Origin of the sequence: Sulfitobacter sp. HGT1 (genome assembly GCF_013282155.1) — a bacterium.
In the GTDB taxonomy this organism is placed as follows: Bacteria; Pseudomonadota; Alphaproteobacteria; order Rhodobacterales; family Rhodobacteraceae; genus Sulfitobacter.
Genome location: NZ_BLWI01000008.1, coordinates 680,368 through 697,598, shown reverse-complemented (window position 1 = coordinate 697,598; position 17,231 = coordinate 680,368). Strand labels below are relative to the sequence as shown.

19 protein-coding genes are annotated in these 17,231 nt (G+C 60.8%); 8 read left to right on the top strand and 11 right to left on the bottom strand.

The features are described 5' to 3' along the window. Positions 1–17 precede the first annotated feature (17 nt). Positions 18–674: a phosphoribosylanthranilate isomerase gene (locus HGT1_RS09570; RefSeq protein ID WP_176249678.1), complete on the top strand. Its 657-nt coding sequence runs from the start codon at positions 18–20 to the stop codon at positions 672–674. On the opposite strand, the gene kdsA is transcribed toward HGT1_RS09570, so the two are convergent. The 5 genes from kdsA to HGT1_RS09545 form a co-directional block, all read right to left on the bottom strand. Next, positions 671–1,504, bottom strand: coding sequence for a 3-deoxy-8-phosphooctulonate synthase (gene kdsA, locus HGT1_RS09565; protein WP_176249677.1), 834 nt, complete (start codon positions 1,502–1,504; stop codon positions 671–673). The genes HGT1_RS09570 and kdsA overlap by 4 nt on opposite strands. Further along, a complete protein-coding gene (locus tag HGT1_RS09560) occupies positions 1,501–3,267 on the bottom strand; it encodes a capsule biosynthesis protein (protein ID WP_176249676.1) in 1,767 nt (588 codons plus the stop codon). The genes kdsA and HGT1_RS09560 overlap by 4 nt, the downstream gene beginning before the upstream one ends. Then, the gene (locus HGT1_RS09555) at positions 3,245–3,904 is read right to left on the bottom strand and encodes an ABC transporter ATP-binding protein (protein ID WP_176249675.1); all 660 of its coding nucleotides are present in this window, start codon (positions 3,902–3,904) and stop codon (positions 3,245–3,247) included. Before HGT1_RS09555 ends, HGT1_RS09560 begins: the two co-directional genes overlap by 23 nt. 208 nt (positions 3,905–4,112) lie before the next feature. Next, positions 4,113–5,024, bottom strand: a complete 912-nt coding sequence (locus tag HGT1_RS09550; RefSeq protein ID WP_176249674.1) for a cation diffusion facilitator family transporter — start codon at positions 5,022–5,024, stop codon at positions 4,113–4,115. Positions 5,025–5,034: 10 nt separating this feature from the next. Beyond that, positions 5,035–5,379 carry a helix-turn-helix transcriptional regulator gene (locus HGT1_RS09545; RefSeq protein ID WP_176249755.1) on the bottom strand — a complete coding sequence of 115 codons (345 nt, stop codon included), beginning with the start codon at positions 5,377–5,379 and terminating at the stop codon, positions 5,035–5,037. Between the two features lie 112 nt (positions 5,380–5,491). On the opposite strand from HGT1_RS09545, the gene HGT1_RS09540 reads away from it, so the two are divergent. The 4 genes from HGT1_RS09540 (at position 5,492) to HGT1_RS09525 (ending at position 9,224) form a co-directional block, all read left to right on the top strand. After that, positions 5,492–6,079, top strand: a complete 588-nt coding sequence (locus HGT1_RS09540; protein ID WP_176249673.1) for a uracil-DNA glycosylase family protein — start codon at positions 5,492–5,494, stop codon at positions 6,077–6,079. Then, positions 6,072–6,857 carry an SseB family protein gene (locus tag HGT1_RS09535; protein ID WP_176249672.1) on the top strand — a complete coding sequence of 262 codons (786 nt, stop codon included), beginning with the start codon at positions 6,072–6,074 and terminating at the stop codon, positions 6,855–6,857. The genes HGT1_RS09540 and HGT1_RS09535 overlap by 8 nt, the downstream gene beginning before the upstream one ends. Before the next feature lie 80 nt (positions 6,858–6,937). Beyond that, positions 6,938–7,762: an MBL fold metallo-hydrolase gene (locus HGT1_RS09530; RefSeq protein ID WP_176249671.1), complete on the top strand. Its 825-nt coding sequence runs from the start codon at positions 6,938–6,940 to the stop codon at positions 7,760–7,762. Between the two features lie 40 nt (positions 7,763–7,802). Then, on the top strand, positions 7,803–9,224 hold the full coding sequence (locus HGT1_RS09525) for an FAD-binding oxidoreductase (protein WP_176249670.1): 1,422 nt from the start codon (positions 7,803–7,805) through the stop codon (positions 9,222–9,224). Positions 9,225–9,296: 72 nt separating this feature from the next. Here the strand turns inward: HGT1_RS09525 and HGT1_RS09520 are convergent, their stop codons facing one another. Together HGT1_RS09520 and HGT1_RS09515 are read right to left on the bottom strand one after the other, a co-directional pair. Then, positions 9,297–9,827 (bottom strand): adenine phosphoribosyltransferase, encoded by a 531-nt coding sequence (locus HGT1_RS09520; protein ID WP_176249669.1) that lies wholly within the window; start codon positions 9,825–9,827, stop codon positions 9,297–9,299. Between the two features lie 103 nt (positions 9,828–9,930). Further along, positions 9,931–10,803 carry an S-methyl-5'-thioadenosine phosphorylase gene (locus tag HGT1_RS09515; RefSeq protein ID WP_176249668.1) on the bottom strand — a complete coding sequence of 291 codons (873 nt, stop codon included), beginning with the start codon at positions 10,801–10,803 and terminating at the stop codon, positions 9,931–9,933. Positions 10,804–10,963: 160 nt separating this feature from the next. Between HGT1_RS09515 and HGT1_RS09510 the strand changes: the two genes are divergently transcribed. Continuing rightward, positions 10,964–12,625 (top strand): SulP family inorganic anion transporter, encoded by a 1,662-nt coding sequence (locus tag HGT1_RS09510; protein WP_176249667.1) that lies wholly within the window; start codon positions 10,964–10,966, stop codon positions 12,623–12,625. A gap of 63 nt (positions 12,626–12,688) precedes the next feature. On the opposite strand, the gene HGT1_RS09505 is transcribed toward HGT1_RS09510, so the two are convergent. Further along, a complete protein-coding gene (locus tag HGT1_RS09505; protein ID WP_176249666.1) occupies positions 12,689–13,294 on the bottom strand; it encodes a flavin reductase family protein in 606 nt (201 codons plus the stop codon). A gap of 93 nt (positions 13,295–13,387) precedes the next feature. Here HGT1_RS09505 and HGT1_RS09500 point away from each other — a divergent pair, with 93 nt between their 5' ends. Next, a complete protein-coding gene (locus tag HGT1_RS09500; RefSeq protein ID WP_176249754.1) occupies positions 13,388–13,867 on the top strand; it encodes a GNAT family N-acetyltransferase in 480 nt (159 codons plus the stop codon). Positions 13,868–13,917: 50 nt separating this feature from the next. Further along, entirely contained in the window at positions 13,918–14,697 is a 780-nt protein-coding gene (locus HGT1_RS09495; protein ID WP_176249665.1) for an EcsC family protein, read from the top strand. 11 nt (positions 14,698–14,708) lie between these two features. Here HGT1_RS09495 and modC read toward each other — a convergent pair whose 3' ends face one another. Genes modC through modA form a run of 3 tightly spaced genes read right to left on the bottom strand, consistent with a single transcriptional unit; the run spans position 14,709 to position 17,211 of the window. Continuing rightward, the gene (gene modC / locus HGT1_RS09490) at positions 14,709–15,797 is read right to left on the bottom strand and encodes a molybdenum ABC transporter ATP-binding protein (RefSeq protein WP_176249664.1); all 1,089 of its coding nucleotides are present in this window, start codon (positions 15,795–15,797) and stop codon (positions 14,709–14,711) included. Next, positions 15,794–16,483, bottom strand: coding sequence for a molybdate ABC transporter permease subunit (gene modB, locus HGT1_RS09485; protein ID WP_176249663.1), 690 nt, complete (start codon positions 16,481–16,483; stop codon positions 15,794–15,796). The genes modC and modB overlap by 4 nt, the downstream gene beginning before the upstream one ends. Then, positions 16,480–17,211: a molybdate ABC transporter substrate-binding protein gene (gene modA, locus HGT1_RS09480; protein ID WP_176249662.1), complete on the bottom strand. Its 732-nt coding sequence runs from the start codon at positions 17,209–17,211 to the stop codon at positions 16,480–16,482. Before modA ends, modB begins: the two co-directional genes overlap by 4 nt. Positions 17,212–17,231: the final 20 nt, after the last annotated feature.

The following is a 17,231-nucleotide window of genomic DNA, read 5'->3' as shown; positions in this document are numbered from 1 at the left end:
CGACCCGAGGGAAACCCATGTCGATGAATGTACATGTAAAGGTCTGCGGTTTGCGCAGCGCCGCTGATATTGCAGCGGCAGTGGCTGCGAATGCCCGCTATGTCGGGTTCGTCTTTTTCAAAAAATCCCCCCGCAACGTCAGCTTTGACGAAGCCGCAGCGCTGGCGCTTGAGGTGCCGGGCGGCATTTGCAAGGTCGCCCTGACGGTGGATGCGGATGATGCGTTTCTGGATGCGCTGCTGGCCGCTGTGCCGATCGACATGTTGCAACTGCATGGCCATGAAACCCCCGAGCGGGTGCGCGAGGTCAAGGCGCGCTATGGGCTGCCGGTGATGAAGGCCGTGGGCGTTGCAGATGCGGATGATCTGGCGCAGCTTGACGCCTATATGCAGGTGGCGGACCAGATCTTGGTTGATGCAAAGCCCCCCAAAGGGGCCGATCTGCCCGGTGGCAACGGGCTGGCCTTTGACTGGCGTCTGATTGCCGGGCGCAGCTGGTCCAAACCGTGGATGCTGGCCGGTGGGCTGACCCCCGCAAACGTGGCCGAGGCGGTGCGCATGACCGGCGCGCGTCAGGTTGATGTGTCATCGGGGGTGGAATCAGCGCCGGGCATCAAGGACGCAGAGTTGATCGCGGGCTTTGGCCAGGCGGCACAAAAGCCCGCGAAAACCTAGATTTCGATAGGGTCTGATTTGGCCAAGGCGTCAAACCGCATCAGCGATGCAATGAGCGCCGGCATTTTATCCAGATAGATCATGTTGGGACCATCTGACGGTGCGTTGTCGGGGTCTTCGTGGGTTTCAATAAACACCGCACCCACACCAATCGCAACCGCTGCGCGGGCCATAACGGGGGCGAATTGACGTTGCCCGCCGCTGGAACCGCCCATGCCGCCGGGCTGTTGCACCGAATGGGTCGCGTCCATCACCACAGGGTATCCTGTCGCTGCCATCTGTGGCAGGCTGCGCATGTCGGCCACCAAAGTGTTATAGCCAAAGGACGTACCGCGTTCGGTCAGCAGGATGCGTTTGTTGCCGGTGGATTCGATCTTGGACACCACATTGGGCATGTCCCACGGGGCCAGAAACTGGCCTTTCTTGACGTTCACCACTTTGCCGGTGTTGCCAGCGGCCAGCAGCATATCGGTCTGGCGGCACAGGAAAGCCGGGATTTGCAGGATATCGACGGCTTCGGCTGCGACGGCACATTGGGCTTCGGTGTGGACATCGGTCAGAACCGGCACGCCAATGGCCTTGCCCACCGATTGCAGCACGCGCAAACCTTCGTCGATGCCCAAACCACGTTTGCCGCCTAGCGAGGTGCGGTTGGCCTTGTCATAGCTTGCCTTGAATACAAACTGCGCCCCCACGGCATCACAGGCTTCTTTCATCTGGCCTGCGATCATCTGCGCATGGGTTTCGCTTTCCAGCTGGCAGGGGCCGGCGATTACGGTCAACGGGCGATCATTCCCGATGACGACATTGCCCACAGTGACTTGGATCATTTTGTTACCTGTTCCTTAAGGATCGACGCGGTCAGCGACAGCATCAGGTAGATGCCCGCAAAGATCAGGAATGTCAAAATCGTGTTCTCGAACTTGCGCGGATAGGAGGCGGATTGCGAGGCAACGGGCTGCACGGCGATGGTCAGGTACCGGACCTGCCGTTGTGCTTCGGTGCGGGCCTGTTCCATCTGGGTCTGTGACGATTGCAGCGCCATGTCAGCCGCCGCAAGGTCGGCCTGTGCCAGTTGCAGGCTGACCGCTTGTTGCGCCAGTGAATTGGTGCCTTCGGTGGCGCTGTTCATGCGTTCGTTCAGGCGATCAAGCTGCACGCCGATCCGGCGCACGTCGCCCTGAACACCGTCCACCTTGGCACGGTTCGGGCGCGGGTTGTCCAAAAGCGCCGCCAGCTCGAGCTCTTTTTCCAGCAGCAGGGTTTCGTAATTGCTGATCTGGGCACGGATCGACGCGATCACGGCTTCGGGGTCGACACCGTTTTCGACCTGCAGCTTGATCAGCGCCTCTTGGGCGTCGCGGCGCTGTTTTACGGTTTGCTCATAGGCCGTGCGCGCATCGCGCATCCCGTCTTCGCGTTTTTGCTGGGACAGACCGTTCACCCGCTCTTCGGCGTAGTCCAGCAGATGTTCGGAAAATACAGCGGCGACTTTGGGGTCGGCGGCGATCACTTCCATACGGATCATGCCTTCGGTCGGATCATAGCCGATTTTGACGTTCTTTTTATAGAACTTATACGCCTCTTCGTTCGAGGCATCGGGGTCCATGCGCTGGATCGGGTCAATACCGGGCTGTGAGAAATGCGACACAAACCCGACATCCTTGTCGAGGCGCAGCATCGCATCCTTGGACTGCAAATAGCTTTGCGTGGCGATACTGTCGGCCGAGTTTGCAAATTGCGTGGGCAGCAAGCCGCCCAAGGGACCAAGCCCGCCGCTGCCTTCGTTCTGGATGATCAGAAACTGGCTGTCGGTGGCATACATCGGCGTTGCGATGTTGTAGAAATAATAGCCCCCCATGATGGTGGGCAAGCCGACAAAAAACAACAGACGCACCATAAGCAGCGCCATCTTGCGGCGGCGGCGGCGGGTGATGTCGGCCTGAATAACCGAGATTTCGCGCATCCGGCGTTCCATCGGATTAATGTCGGTCGAGGGCATGTTCCTGCCGCCTGCGGGCACGGTTTGCGGCAATTGTACGCGGCCTTGCGGGGCATCATTGGGGGCTGCGCCACTGCCGCCCTGGGGAACCACCAGTTCAAGCATGTTGGAGCGTTGAAACGGGTCGATCCCTTCGGCGCGCAACAGGCGCACGGCATCAAAGTCGGATGTCGGGGCAAGCCCGTGTTTCTGGGCCACACGGCGGGCCATGCGCAATTGGCGACCCGTCAGACCTTCGCGGCGGATCGCATCCATATCCTGTTCACCGCTGACTTCGCTCGCGGATGCAACCTCGCCGTCCCGCGGCGGGGGTGCCGGTGCCGGACCGGCTGCGGGTGCGCGTGATGGTGCTGCGGGGGCGCGTGATGGTGCTGTGGGTGCAACCGGGCGTGCCGGTGCCGCGGCTGGTGGGGGTGTTTCTTGCGTTCTTACCGCTTGCGGGCGGGCAGGGGGGTGCACAGGCTCAGGCCCCGAAGGCCTGCGCGGTTCGACAGGTGCCTCGGCTGTCACCGGCTGCTTTGCTTCTACGGGCGCTGCAACTGGCGTATTACGCTTGATGCGAAATTTTCTAGCTTTTGGTTTCGTAGTCATAAACCTGCTTAGCCTCTTCCAGCGTGTCGAATAAATGCAGCTTCCCGCCCAGCAAGACACCTGCGGAACGGGCATATTGCTCAAGCGTCTCGGCTTGGTGCGATACGATAATGATCGTGGTGGTGCGCAACCGTTCTTTCAGGATTTCGCCTGCTTTGCGGTTGAATTCAACATCCGTTGTGGTCGGCATGCCTTCGTCGATCAGATAGATGTCGAAATCCAGTGCCAGCAACAGCGCAAATGAAAAACGCCCGCGCATACCGGCTGAATATGTGCCCAGGGGTTGATCGAAATATTCGCCCAACCCGCACAGCCAGCGGCAAAAGCTTTCGACATAGTCGGGGTCCAGCCCATAGAGCCGCGCAATATAGCGCGCGTTTTCCATCGCCGAGACCTTGCTGACCACGCCGCCCATGAACCCCAGCGGAAAGCTGATGTTGCAGTTGCGCCGGATCTCGCCTTCGTCGGGCAGTTCCAGCCCGGCCATCATATTGATCAGCGTCGATTTGCCGGTGCCGTTTGGTGCCATGATGCCCAATGAATTCCCCAGCTCCACACGAAAGGACACATGGTCAAGAATGACCTTGTGTTGCGTGCCCGTCCAAAAGGACTTGGATACATTGTCGAATTCCAGCATGACTGCTCCGGTTGCGCTGTTCTATGTCGGTTCCTCCTTTTTTATTGGAGGTATAGCTACCAACTATCTGGCGAATTAGACCATATTATGTCCGATCCTGAAACAGAAGTACAACACCGACTAGGGGTGCCGCCCAACAGAATTGCGTCTGTCTTGGCCGCTATGGCAAGGGCGGGGGGGTATTTTGCGTCGAAATGATTGTTTCCAATCAGTGCCCAATAACCACGGGTTGTATGCATTGATTGGCCTTTGTCTCAAGCTCGAGGGTGATGTGATGCAGATCAAAGGCCTCTTTCAGCTGTGATTTAAGGGCGCTTCGCAGGGCGCTGGCATCGGTGTCAGCGGTTGCAACCACATGTGCATCCAGCGCGTTGCCATGTTCTTGCAGCATCCAGAGGTGAACGTGATGCACATCCGCGACGCCGGGAATTGACCGCATCGCCGCAATTACATCCTCGGTTTTGATCCCCAAGGGGCGGCCCAACATCAAAATGCGCGCCACATGAGGCAGCTCGGTTGCCGATTGCCACAGAATATAGCCCGCGATCATCAGCGTCACCAACGGGTCGACCCATGTCCAGCCGAACAGCAAGACCAGCGTGCCCGCGATGATCACGGCGACAGACCCAAGGGCATCGGCCACATTGTGCAAGAACGCGGCGCGGATGTTGATGCTGGTTTTTGACGCCCGATAGGTCAGTGCGGCAGTCCCCAGATCAACCAGCAGGGCAAATCCGGCCACCGCAACAATGATCCAGCCCGCAACCGGTTCAGGCGTGGCAAAGCGCATCACGGCCTCATAGACCAGATACAGCCCGATCACGATCAAGGTGGTATAGTTGATCAGGGCGGCCACGGGCTCGATCCGGCCATAGCCAAAGGTCATGTCGGCATTGGCCGGAAGGCGGGCGATTTTGCGGGCCCCAAAGGCAATGATCAACGCGATGGCATCGCTGAAGTTATGCAACGCATCCGCAATCAGGGACAGGCTGCCCGAGATCACGCCGCCGATAATTTGCGCCACGGTCAGGCCAAGGTTGATCGCAACAGCCGCTGCGATCTTGCCATCGCCTGCGGCAGGGTCAACGTGATGATGATGATGATGATGCGCGTGGGGCATGCGGTGCTTTCTATGGGTGGGGATGGTCAGGGCAGGGGGCATCCGCGTCGGCGCAGCATTCGGTCAACAAAAACTGCGACATGTCATGGACAGCTTGGTGTGCAACGGCGGCACAGATGATGTTGCGCCCTTGTTTTTGCTGCTGCACCAAATCGGCGGCGACCAATAGTTTCACATGGTGGGTCAGGGTCGATCCGGTGATGGCCGATCTTTCGCCCAAGCTGCCGATCGTCAGACCCTGTGGCCCTGCACGCACAAGGATGCGCAGAACGTGCAGACGTTGTTCGGACCCCAACGCAGCAAAGCGCGCGGCAGCAAGGGGCAGGTCTGCGGGCAGTGGTGAAATCATTTCCATGTTTCTAGAAATATCGAAACGAATGGCAGCGTCAAGTTTCATTTCGATAAGTTTCGAAATGATTGCGCCCCGGCCTGATTGAAACCTGTGCCTGCGCTGCTATCTCGGGATCATGACAGACATCCGACCAGATTTGCGCGCCTGCACGCTTTGCGCCGACCGCTTTGCCCGAACGGCAACGGCCCATCGCCCCAATCCGGTGGTCTGGTTCCAGCCCGGTGCCCGCCTGTTGATCGCGTCACAGGCACCGGGGTTGCGGGTGCACGAGGCAAATACGCCGTTCTGGGATGCGTCGGGCAAACGTCTGCGCGCCTGGCTGGGTCTGGACGAAGACGCGTTTTATGACCGCACCCGCGTTGCGATTGTGCCGATGGCGTTCTGCTTTCCGGGCTATGACGCCAAGGGCAGCGATCTGCCGCCCCCGCCGGTTTGCGCCAAGACATGGCGGGCAGGGGCCTTGGCAGCCGTGCCCGATATTCGTCTGACCGTGTTGATCGGCGGCCATGCGATGCGCTATCACTTGCCGGATTTCACCACCGTGACCCGCGCCGTTGCCGATTGGCGCGACCATCCGCCGGGCGTCTTTGCCTTGCCACATCCGTCGTGGCGCAATACCGCTTGGCTCAGGAAAAATCCGTGGTTCGAGGAAGACGTGCTTCCCCGGCTGCGCGCCGCCGTAAAGGATGTGATGCATGACTGACCAGACGCCCCTTGATGTGGCCCACGCCGCGATGATGGCCGACGAAACCAACGACACGGCGCGGTTGCGGTTCTATGAACGCATGGCCGATGTGGAACTGTTCCTGCTGCTCGAGGATGAGCCCGACGCCGATCAGGTCAGCCCGGTTTTGCTGGACGAGGGCTATGTCTTGGTGTTCGACCGTATCGAACGTCTGGCCGCCTATGTGGGCCGCGCTGCCCCCTATGTGGCGCTGTCGGGCCGCGCGATTGCGGGCATGCTTGAAGGTCAACCCCTTGGCATGGCGGTGAACATGAATGTCGCGGCCTCGGCGATTTTGCTGCCGGACAGTGCCGTGGCGTGGCTGCGCGACACGCTGGCCCACGCCCCCGGTCAGGTCGAAGCGCGGATCGACCGTGTTCTCCCGCCCAAAGGTCTGCCCGAAACCCTGATCGCGGCGATTGATGCCAAGCTGGCCACCGCAACCGGCATGGCGGCGGGGGCCTGGCTGGTCGGCGTTGAATATCAGGGCGGCGGGCGCGGGCACTTGCTGGGCTTTGTCGGCGCAATCCCGCGTGCCCAAGACGCGCTGGTGCGCGCCGCATCCGAGGCGTTGACGTTTTCGGGAATCGAAGCGGGTGCAATGGATGTCGGCTTCTTTGCGCCCTCTGACCCAACGGTCGAGAAACTGTCAAAGGTCGGGCTGCGGTTTGATCTGCCCCAGATGGAGCCGTTGCAAAACACACCCCGGATGGAGGCACCGGGATCGGACCCCAGCAAGCCGCCGATCTTGCGGTGACACCCGTCGCCCTGCGGCATAAATTCTAACGACAGACAGCGATTTTGCGGTATCCTTTTGCGATCAAAGGAGGTTTGCCGATGTTGTTTCGTTTGATATTTGCCCTGTCTTTGCTGGCCCCGATGGCCCATGCGCAAACGCCAACGCGCACCCCAAGCCATTGCATCGCCCTGGCGGATGCGACCCCGGGGTTGGAATATCTGACCCTTGTCCGCCTGCCTGATGTCGCGCCGGAAACCGTGCACCTGCATTACATCGCCCACGCCAGTTTTCTGCTCCGCAGCCACGGCGGGCTGAACATGGTCACGGATTTTACCGGCTTCACCGGCACGCTGCCGATGATCCCCGATCTGGTCACCATGAACCGCGCCCATGAAAGCCATTTCACCCAATTCCCCGACCCAGCAATCACGCATATCCTGCCCGGATGGGGTGAATTCGGGCAGGGGATCGACCATTCCCTTGATCTGGGCGAGGTGCTGGTGCGCAATGTGTCCACCGACATCCGGTCGCAATTCGCAGGGGTCGAGGAAAAGGGCAATTCGATTTTCATCTTCGAGATGGCAGGCCTGTGCATTGGCCATCTGGGGCATCTGCACCACGAACCCGACGCCGCACAATATGCAGCCATCGGGCGGCTGGATGTTGTGATGGCCCCGGTCGATGGCGGCTATACCCTTGATCTGCCGACCATGATCCGCATCCTCAAACGGCTCAAATCGTCGATTGTGATCCCCATGCACTGGTTCTCCGATTTCGGGTTGGGCGATTTCCTGACCGCCATGTCGGATGACTTCACCGTGATCCATGTCGAAGGGCCGTCATTGCAATTGTCGCGCGACCGGCTGCCGTCACGCCCCACGATCATGGTGCTGCGCCCGCAATATCTGCGCAGCGACGATTAAGCGGCTTGCAAGTTTTCCGCAGCGGCGCGATCAATGCACCATGAAATTGAACCCCGCCGATCCCGCCTTCGAGGCCGCATTGCGTGCCGATCTTCCTTCCGATGTGTTTCGCCCTGTCGAACCGCGCTATCTGGAAGAACCGCGCGGGCTTTATGCCGGAACATCTGCGATCCTCGCGCTGCCGCGCACGGTGCAAGAGGTCTCGACGCTGATCCGCCATGCCAATGCGGCGCGGGTCGGTGTGATCCCTTATGGCGGCGGCACCGGGCTGGTGGGCGGTCAAATCGCCGAAAACGGCCCGACCCCGCTGATCCTGTCGCTGGAGCGGATGAACAAGCTGCGCGCGGTCTATCCGGATGAAAACGTGCTGGTGGCCGAGGCGGGGGTGATCCTGTCTGATGTTCAGGATGCAGCGGAAAAGGTGAACCGTCTGTTCCCGCTGTCACTGGCGGCCCAAGGATCGGCGCGCATTGGCGGCAACCTTGCCACGAATGCAGGCGGCACAGGGGTCTTGCGCTATGGCAATGCCCGCGATCTGTGTCTGGGCCTCGAGGCCGTCTTGCCGGACGGTCAAATCTGGAACGGCCTGACCCGGCTGCGCAAAAACAACACCGGCTATGACCTGCGCCATCTGCTGATCGGTGCCGAAGGCACGCTGGGCGTGATCACGGCTGCCGCGCTCAAGCTGTTTGCGCGTCCGGCCAGATCAGGCACGGCGCTGCTGGTGGTGCATTCGCCCGCTGCGGCCCTGAAACTGCTGTCGCTGGCCCGCGATCAGCTGGGCGAAATGATCAGCGCCTTTGAGATCATGAACAAGATGGGCTTTGATTTCCTTGCCCATACCATGCCCGACCTGCGCCAGCCGTTCGATACGCCACCCGAATGGTGCGTGTTGATCGAACTGGGCCTCAGCGGTGATCTTGACCCGGCCACCTCGCTTGAAACCCTGTTTGAACGCGCGCTAGAGGCAGATCTGGTCACAGACGGGCTTATCGCACAAAGCCAGCAACAGTCGGATGATTTCTGGGCGATCCGTGAAATGATCCCCCACGCCAACCGCAAGGTGGGCGCGATCTCAAGCCACGACATCTCGGTGCCGCTGGGGGCCATCCCCGAGTTCATCACAAAAGCCGGTGAAAAAATCGCAGCCTTGGGTGATTTCCGCATCAATTGCTTCGGCCATGTCGGTGATGGCAACCTGCACTTCAATATCTTCCCCGTGATCGGCAAATCCCGACAGGATCATCTGAACGAACGTGACCTGATCAAAACGGCGATTCACGATCTGACCCATGAATTGGGCGGGTCTGTCAGCGCTGAACACGGCATTGGCCGTCTCAAGGTCAAGGACCTCGAACGCTACAGCGATCCGGCCAAACTCTCGGCCATCCACGCGATCAAGTCCGCACTTGATCCCAACGGTATCATGAACCCCGGTGTGATTGTCCCCGCACCAAACTAACCCGTATTCTCTGGCTCTGAAATATCCCGGGGGGACGGCCCGCAGGGACGGGGGGCAGCGCCCCCCAATCCGCTACATCCCCTCAAAAGCACAAAGCACATGAACATCCATGCCCATCGCTTCCAACCGCTTGCGCCCGCCAAGCTCGGGCAGGTCAATGATAAACGCACAAGACACGACCTCGCCGCCCAGTTGTTCGATCAGCTTGATCCCGGCCTCGGCGGTGCCGCCTGTGGCCAGCAGATCATCCACCACCAAAATCCGCTCTCCGGGCTGGATTGCATCATCATGGATCTCGACCGTGGCTTGCCCGTATTCCAGAACATAATCCTGCGAGATGGTCTTGCCGGGCAATTTGCCCGCCTTGCGGATAGGCACAAACCCGACCGACAATTGATGCGCAATCGCCCCGCCAAGGATAAAGCCGCGCGCCTCAAGGCCCACAACCTTGTCAATCGCAACGCCCGCATAGGGGTGCAACATCTGGTCAATCGCCATCCGGAACCCGCGCGGGTCGGCAAAAAGCGTTGTCACATCGCGAAACATGATCCCCTCATGGGGAAAGTTTTCGATGGTGCGGATATAATCCTGAACCTGTTTCATCTGGTTCTCCCAAAAACCAGGCGCAGACAAAGGACAGCCCCCTCATCTTCACCCTTTTACAAATACTCATGACCCGGCCCGCCGGGCTCGGCCCGTTTACTGCTTAAATCACCCGACCTGCAACCGCATCCAGTTTCGCCATCAACGTGGGGTCACGCATTTCGGGCTGGGTCAATATCGCGTATTCCAGCGCGCGGTCGCAGCCTTGCGGGCAGGGCGCGCGCGCGGCCCCCAGCAATGCTGGCAAACGCGCGACCATCTGGCGGCCCTTGTCGGCATTGCCCATCAGGGTCTCGATGATCTTGGTGACATCGACCTCGCCGTGCTCAGGGTGCCAGCTGTCATAATCGGTGATCATCGCAACGGATGCGTAACAAAGCTCCGCCTCGCGGGCGAGCTTGGCTTCGGGCATGTTGGTCATCCCGATCACATCGGCACCCCAGCTGTTGCGGTACATGTTGGATTCGGCCAGCGTTGAAAACTGCGGGCCTTCCATCGCCAGATAGGTGCCGCCGCGGTGCACGTTGATGCCGGCGTCCCTCGCGGCGGTCTCGCAGGCATCGCCAAGGCGCGGACAGGTCGGGTGGGCCACGCTGACATGGGCGACGCAGCCGGTCCCGAAGAACGATTTTTCCCGCGCAAAGGTCCGGTCAATGAACTGGTCCACGATCACGAAATCACCCGGTGCCATGGCCTCGCGGAACGACCCGCAGGCCGAAACACTGATCACATCCGTGCAGCCCAGCCGTTTCAACGCATCGATATTGGCGCGGTAGGGGACGGTGCTGGGCGAATGCACATGCCCGCGCCCGTGACGCGGCAGAAACGCCATCTCGACCCCATCGAGCGTGCCGGTCAGGATCGCGTCCGATGTGGGCCCCCAAGGGGTTTGCACGGTCAGCCATTCGGCCCCTTGCAGCCCGTCGATGTCATAGATGCCCGATCCGCCAATCACGGCGATTTTTGTTTTGGTCATGGGAAAGCCTTTGGACTGATTTTCAGGCAGAGTATCAAGCTTCGCAGTGATGGAAACCCCGAAACCCGACGCTTGGGCGGGGCTTGCCTTTCCATCTATGCCGCTTTGGTCTAATGAGCGGAAAACTTCTCCAAGACCGATTAATACGAAGGATGCCCCAATGGCGCGTACCACTTTCCGCAGCTTCACCAAGAACCTTGATGTGACCGATCTGCGCTGGATGCCGGGCGAAGGTCTCTCGGTCTCGCGTTTGCGCATTGAATTGCTGTCCGGGCTGACTGTCGCGCTGGCGTTGGTGCCCGAAGCGGTGGCTTTTGCCTTTGTGGCCGGGGTGCATCCGCTGGTCGGGCTTTATGCGGCGTTTCTGGTGGGGTTGATTACTGCGTTGATCGGTGGCCGCCCCGGCATGATCTCTGGGGCGACAGGGGCTTTGGCGGTTGTGATGGTGGCCTTGGTGTCGCAGCACGGGGTTGAATATCTGTTTGCCACGGTGGTGTTGATGGGCCTGATCCAGATTTTTGCTGGTGTGATGCGATGGGGCAAATTCATCCGGCTGGTGCCGCATCCGGTTATGCTGGGCTTTGTGAACGGGCTTGCGATCGTCATCTTTCTTGCCCAGCTTAGCCAGTTCAAGGTGCCCGGCACCATGGTGGATACAGGCCACGGCATGGGGGGCGGCGAATGGCTGTCCGGCCAGCCCTTGATGCTGATGCTGGCGCTGGTGGCGGCGACCATGGCGATCATCTGGGTCATGCCGCGCATTACCAAACTGGTTCCTGCACCGCTTGCAGGCATTGGCATCGTCGCGGCCGTGGTGATTGCCTTTGGCATGGACGTGCCGCGCGTCGGTGATCTGGCCTCGATCGAGGGTGGATTTCCAATGTTCCACATGCCCTTTGGCGAAGGCATCGGGCTGTATGGCACCGCATTGGCCCCCTTCACCCTTGAGACGTTTTACATCATCCTGCCCTATGCCGTTATTCTGGCGGCCATCGGCCTGATTGAATCGCTGCTGACCCTGAACCTGGTCAGCGACATGACCAACACCCGTGGCGGTGCCAGCCAGGAATGTATTGCCCAAGGTGTGGCAAACACCGTGACCGGCTTTTTCGGCGGTATGGGCGGGTGTGCGATGATCGGTCAGTCGATGATCAACGTGAAATCCGGGGGCCGGACGCGGGTGGCGGGGATCGCTGCCGCGATCTTCCTGTTGCTGTTCATTCTGGTCGGATCGTCTGTGATCGAACTGATCCCGCTGGCCGCATTGGTGGGCGTGATGTTCATGGTCGTGATCGGGACCTTCGCGTGGAACTCGCTGACCATCCTGCGCAAGGTGCCGCTGATGGATGCGTTTGTCATTCTGCTGGTGACAGTTGTGACCGTGTACAAAGACCTTGCGGTGGCGGTTGTGGTCGGGGTGATCGTATCGGCACTGGCCTATGCCTGGACCAACGCGCGGCGCATTCATGCAAAAACCTATCTGACGCCCGAAGGGGCCAAGGTCTATCAGGTGCAAGGCCCGCTGTTCTTTGGTTCATCCGAAGGCTTCGCCGAATTGTTCGACGTCCAGCAGGACCCGTCCGAAGTGATCGTGGATTTTGCCGACAGCCGCGTGGCGGACCAATCCGCCCTACAGGCGATTGAAACGATTGCCGCAAAATACGAGGAGGCCGGAAAACGCGTTCAACTGCGCCACCTGAGCCGCGATTGTCACCGCCTGCTGCAAAAGGCCGGCCACCTGATGATCGACAGCGACGACGATCCCGAATACGAAGTCGCCGCCAACTATCAGGTGCGCACAGGTATCCTGGGCGGCCACTAATCCGGCGTCGCCGTTTTCTTTCAAAGAAAACGGACCGGAATTTTGAAAAATTCCGCCCGTGCGTTAGTCGTCCGGGCGGATAATCTCGAACACCTCTGTGACGCGGGCGTAGTCGCGATAGCCCAGCCGTGAAAGCGGTTGATAGGTGGTCACGTCAAAGCGGCCGTCCTTGATGCAATCGTCGCGCATGTGCACGCCGATGACTTCGCCAAACACCACATAATTGCTTTCGCCTTCGATCTTGACCATCTGGGTCATGCGGCATTCGAGGCTCGCGGGGGCATTTGCAACGCGGGCACATGCGATTTCATCACATTCCGCTTTTTCCACACCTGCATGGCCAAATTCATCTGCACCATGTGGCAGTGTCGCCGAAGACGCGTTCATCGCATCGCGCATCGCATATTCCACGATGTTCACGCAAAACACGCCGGTTTCACGGATATTGGCCATGCTGTCCTTGGTCCCGTCCACATCCGCTTTGGTGCCGGTGGACGCAAACATCACTTGCGGCGGGACATAGGCCACGCCATTAAAAAACGAATAGGGGGCCAGATTGTCACGCCCTTGGGCATCGCGGGTGGATATCCACCCGATCGGGCGCGGGGTGACAATGGCATTGAACGGATTGTGGGGCAGGGAATGGCCGTCTTTTGGGCGATAGAACATCAAATTCTCCTCAAGGTTTGCACCTATGGCTAGCGTCATGTTAGAGGCTTTGCTACCTCAAAACCGCCGACAGGGCCGCGTTACGTGTATCAAATGAGACCAGAGACCAAGGCTGACCATTGGGAAGTCGAAGCGCTTTATGACACTTGTTTCGCCCCGGGCCGCGAGGCGTTGTCGTCCTACCGCTTGCGTGACGGCATTCCGCCTGTTGCGGGGCTGAGCTATGTCGCACGGGATGCGGATGGCATTCTTGCCGGTGCGATCCGGTATTGGCCGATACATATCGGGGCGGTTGACGCCTTGTTGCTGGGGCCTGTGGCCGTGCACCCGACGCGTCAGGGCGAAGGATTGGGCGGTATGCTGATTGAAAGCAGCCTGTCCCAAGCCTTGCCATTGGGGTGGACGCGGGTGATGCTGGTGGGCGACGCGCCCTATTACGAACGCTTTGGTTTTACGCTGCTGGAACATGTCGTGATGCCGCCGCCGACCAACCCCGCCCGCGTCTTGGGCCGCGCCTTGGTCGAGGGAGCCTGGGACGGCATCGAGGGTGACGTCAGGCGCTGGACGGATTGAAACGGCGCGCCAATAGCACCACATCTATAGCGAACAGCCGGAGAGACCCTATGCAAATCGAAAGCGACCTGCCAGCGACCGTGGATGTTGAGGTGCGGCTTGACCAGCTTGCGGCCCGCTATAAGGGCGCAGGGGGGGTGGGCATCAATGTGCTGAACCTGATCGGCGGCAGTGCCGAAGGGTTGATCGACAAACTGCCCGGTGCCGTGCGGCGTAATCTGGAAACCGCCACGATCAAGGCATTGGGTCAGGCGATGAAGGCGGCCACTTCGTCGCGGTCCATGGTGCCGGACCAGAAAAGCTGGCTGAACCAGGCGGTGAGTGCCGCGATGGGGGCGGCTGGCGGTGCAGGTGGTTTGCCCACCGCCCTGGCAGAGCTGCCTGTGACCACGACATTGCTGTTGCGGGTGATCCAGGGGGTTGCCGTGGACCACGGGTTTGATCCGCTGGCCGAGAATGTGCAGTTCGATTGCGTGCAGGTCTTTGCTGCTGCGGGGCCTTTATCAGATGATGACGGGGCCGATCTGGGCTTTTTGTCAGCCCGCATCGCGCTGAGCGGTCGGGCCATGCAGGCCGTGATTGCCAAGGTCGCGCCAAAGCTGGCTGTGGTGCTGGGCCAAAAGCTGGCCGCGCAGGCGGTGCCGGTGCTGGGGGCCGTTGCAGGGGCCGCGACGAATTATGCCTATACCAGTTATTACGAAGACATGGCGCATGTGCATTTCGGTCTGCGCAAGTTGGCGATCGACGCGGATGTCCCGCATGAAGAGCTGATTAGCATGTTCCGCGACAAGGTTGGCCGCAAGCGGTTATCGCAACGCGCCAAAGTCTAACGCGCCAGAGCCTAGCGTCCGATGCTGCCGGGGGCCACGGTCGTGGCCTTGAGGATGGCAAAACACTGCATTCCGCGTGAAAGCCCCAATTCCACCACCGCCCGTGCGGTGACGCGGGCCAGCAGCCTGTCGTTTCCTGCGCGCAGTGCAATGGCCGCACCGGGGCCGTCACCGGGGTGGATATCCTCGATCCGTACGGGCAGGACATTGACCGAACTCAGCCCCTCTGGGCGGGTCAGGGACAAGATCACATCCTGAGCCAACACCCGCAGCCGCACCCGCGCGCCGATGGGGGCCTGTACGCCGGGCAGTTCGATCTCTCCGGCGCTGATCCGCAGGGTGGATATTCCATCTGCACCGTGGGCGATCACATCGGCCTCGATGACAGCACCGGCCTCGCGCACACCCAGCAGGGGAACGGCGGCGGGGTTGGACATCACTTCGAACAGCGGACCTTGGGCCTGGATCTGGCCGTTTTGGATCAGCACCAGCCGGTCGGCAAGGCGGGCGATTTCATCGACGGCATGGCTGACATACAAGATGGGCAAGCCAAGCGGCCCGTCGCGCAGCCGTTCAAGAAAGGGCAAAATCTCTTGTTTGCGGGGGGCGTCAAGACTGGCAAGCGGTTCATCCATCAACAACATGCGCGGATGGCTGAGCAGCGCGCGCCCCAAGGCCACCCGTTGCTTTTGACCGCCCGACAGGGTGGCGGGGGCACGGGTTTGCAGGTCCTCAAGGCCGAGCAGGGTCACGACATCGGATAATTCAGGCCCGACGCTGCCCTTGGGCGCATAGCGTGCCCCGAACATCAGGTTTTGCGCGACGTTCAGATGCGGGAACAGGCGGGCGTCCTGAAACACGGTTCCCAGACGGCGCTTGTGGGGCGGGATGAATATGCCACGGGCCGTGTCCAAAAGGACTTCGCCATCGACTGAAATGATGCCGCTGTCGGGGCGGAGCAGGCCGCCGACTGCGTTGATCACAGTGGTTTTTCCCGCGCCGGAGCGCCCGAACAAGGCTGTGATGCCCGGCCCGGCTTCAAGCGCGATATCCAGCGCGAAATCCGCAAAGCGGTGCGAAAGGGACAGTGACAGGGTCATGCGCCTGCGATCCTTGCAGCAACGCGGCGGGCAAGCAGTTCGGACAGCAGCACCGCCGCGATGGCCACGGTGCTGGCCATCACCACCATGATCACGGCCTGACCTTCGCCGCCGGGAATTTGCAGGGCCGACCAGATGGCGCTGGGCAGGGTCTGGGTCTGACCGGGGATATTTGCAACAAAGGTGATCGTGGCCCCGAATTCGCCCATCGCCTTGGCAAAGCCCATGACGGTGCCCGCCAGAATACCCGGCAGGATCAGGGGAAGGGTGACGCGGCCAAAGACCGATGCGCGCGAGGCCCCCAGTGAGGCGGCGGCGTCCTCGAGCTTGGGGTCAACGGCCTCGATCGCAAGGCGCATGGCCCGCACCATCAACGGAAACCCCATGATCATCGCCGCCAGCACCGCGCCTGACCAGTGAAACGCCAGTTGCAGGCCGATTGCGTCCAGCGCGCGGCCCAGCGGTGCGGTGCGTCCGAATGCCATCAGCAGCAGATAACCTGTGACCACAGGCGGCAGAACCAGCGGCAGATGCACGGCGGCATTCAGCAGCGATTTGCCCCAAAACTCGCGCCGGGCCAGCAGCCACGCCACCCACAGCGCCAGCGGAATGGCAAGAACGGTCGCCCAGACCGCCACCCAAAGCGACAGGCGCAGCGCGTCCCATGCAGCGGCGTCTGGGGTCATTGGGCGGTCACGGGCGCAAAACCGAAGCTTGCGAACACAGCGCTGCTGTCCGGGCTTTGCAGGTGCGCCAGAAAGGCGGCTCCGGCCTTGGTCAGGGCGGCGGCGGGATAGGTGATCGGGCTGTGCTGATCTGCGGGCACATCAAAGACCACGCGGACATCAGGTTCGGCCAGCGCATCGGTGCGATAGACTATTCCCAAAGGCGCATCGCCCCGCGCCACAAGTGCCAAGGCACTGCGCACATTGTCGGTTTCTGCAAGACGGGGCTGCAAGGCATCCCATTGACCGGTGGCCTTTAACCATTGGGCGGCGTAAATTCCGGCGGGCACGGCATCGCGTTGCCCCATCGCCAACCGCCCGTCGCCGAGGAAACCTGCAAGGTGAAACGGGTCGGGGTTTGACGAGGTGGCATTGGGGGCGATCAGCACCAGACTGTTGCCCAGCAAATCAACCGGCGCGCCTTGGGCCACGGGGCCGTTTTCAACCAGCCAGCCCATCCAGACGGCATTGGCAAGGATCACCACATCGGCAGGGGCACCGGCGGCAATCTGGCGTGCCATCGTGCCCGAACCGCCAAAAGACAGCGCAACCGGCGCGCCGTATCCTGCGGCCACCTGATCCAGCGCGCCGCGCAGGCTGGCGGCGGCGAAGACCGTGACCGGCGCAGGCTGCGCCTGTGCCGCGACAGGCAGCAAAGCCGCCAGAATGATGAGCAGTCTTGAAATCATGTCACCACTATCCGACAAGC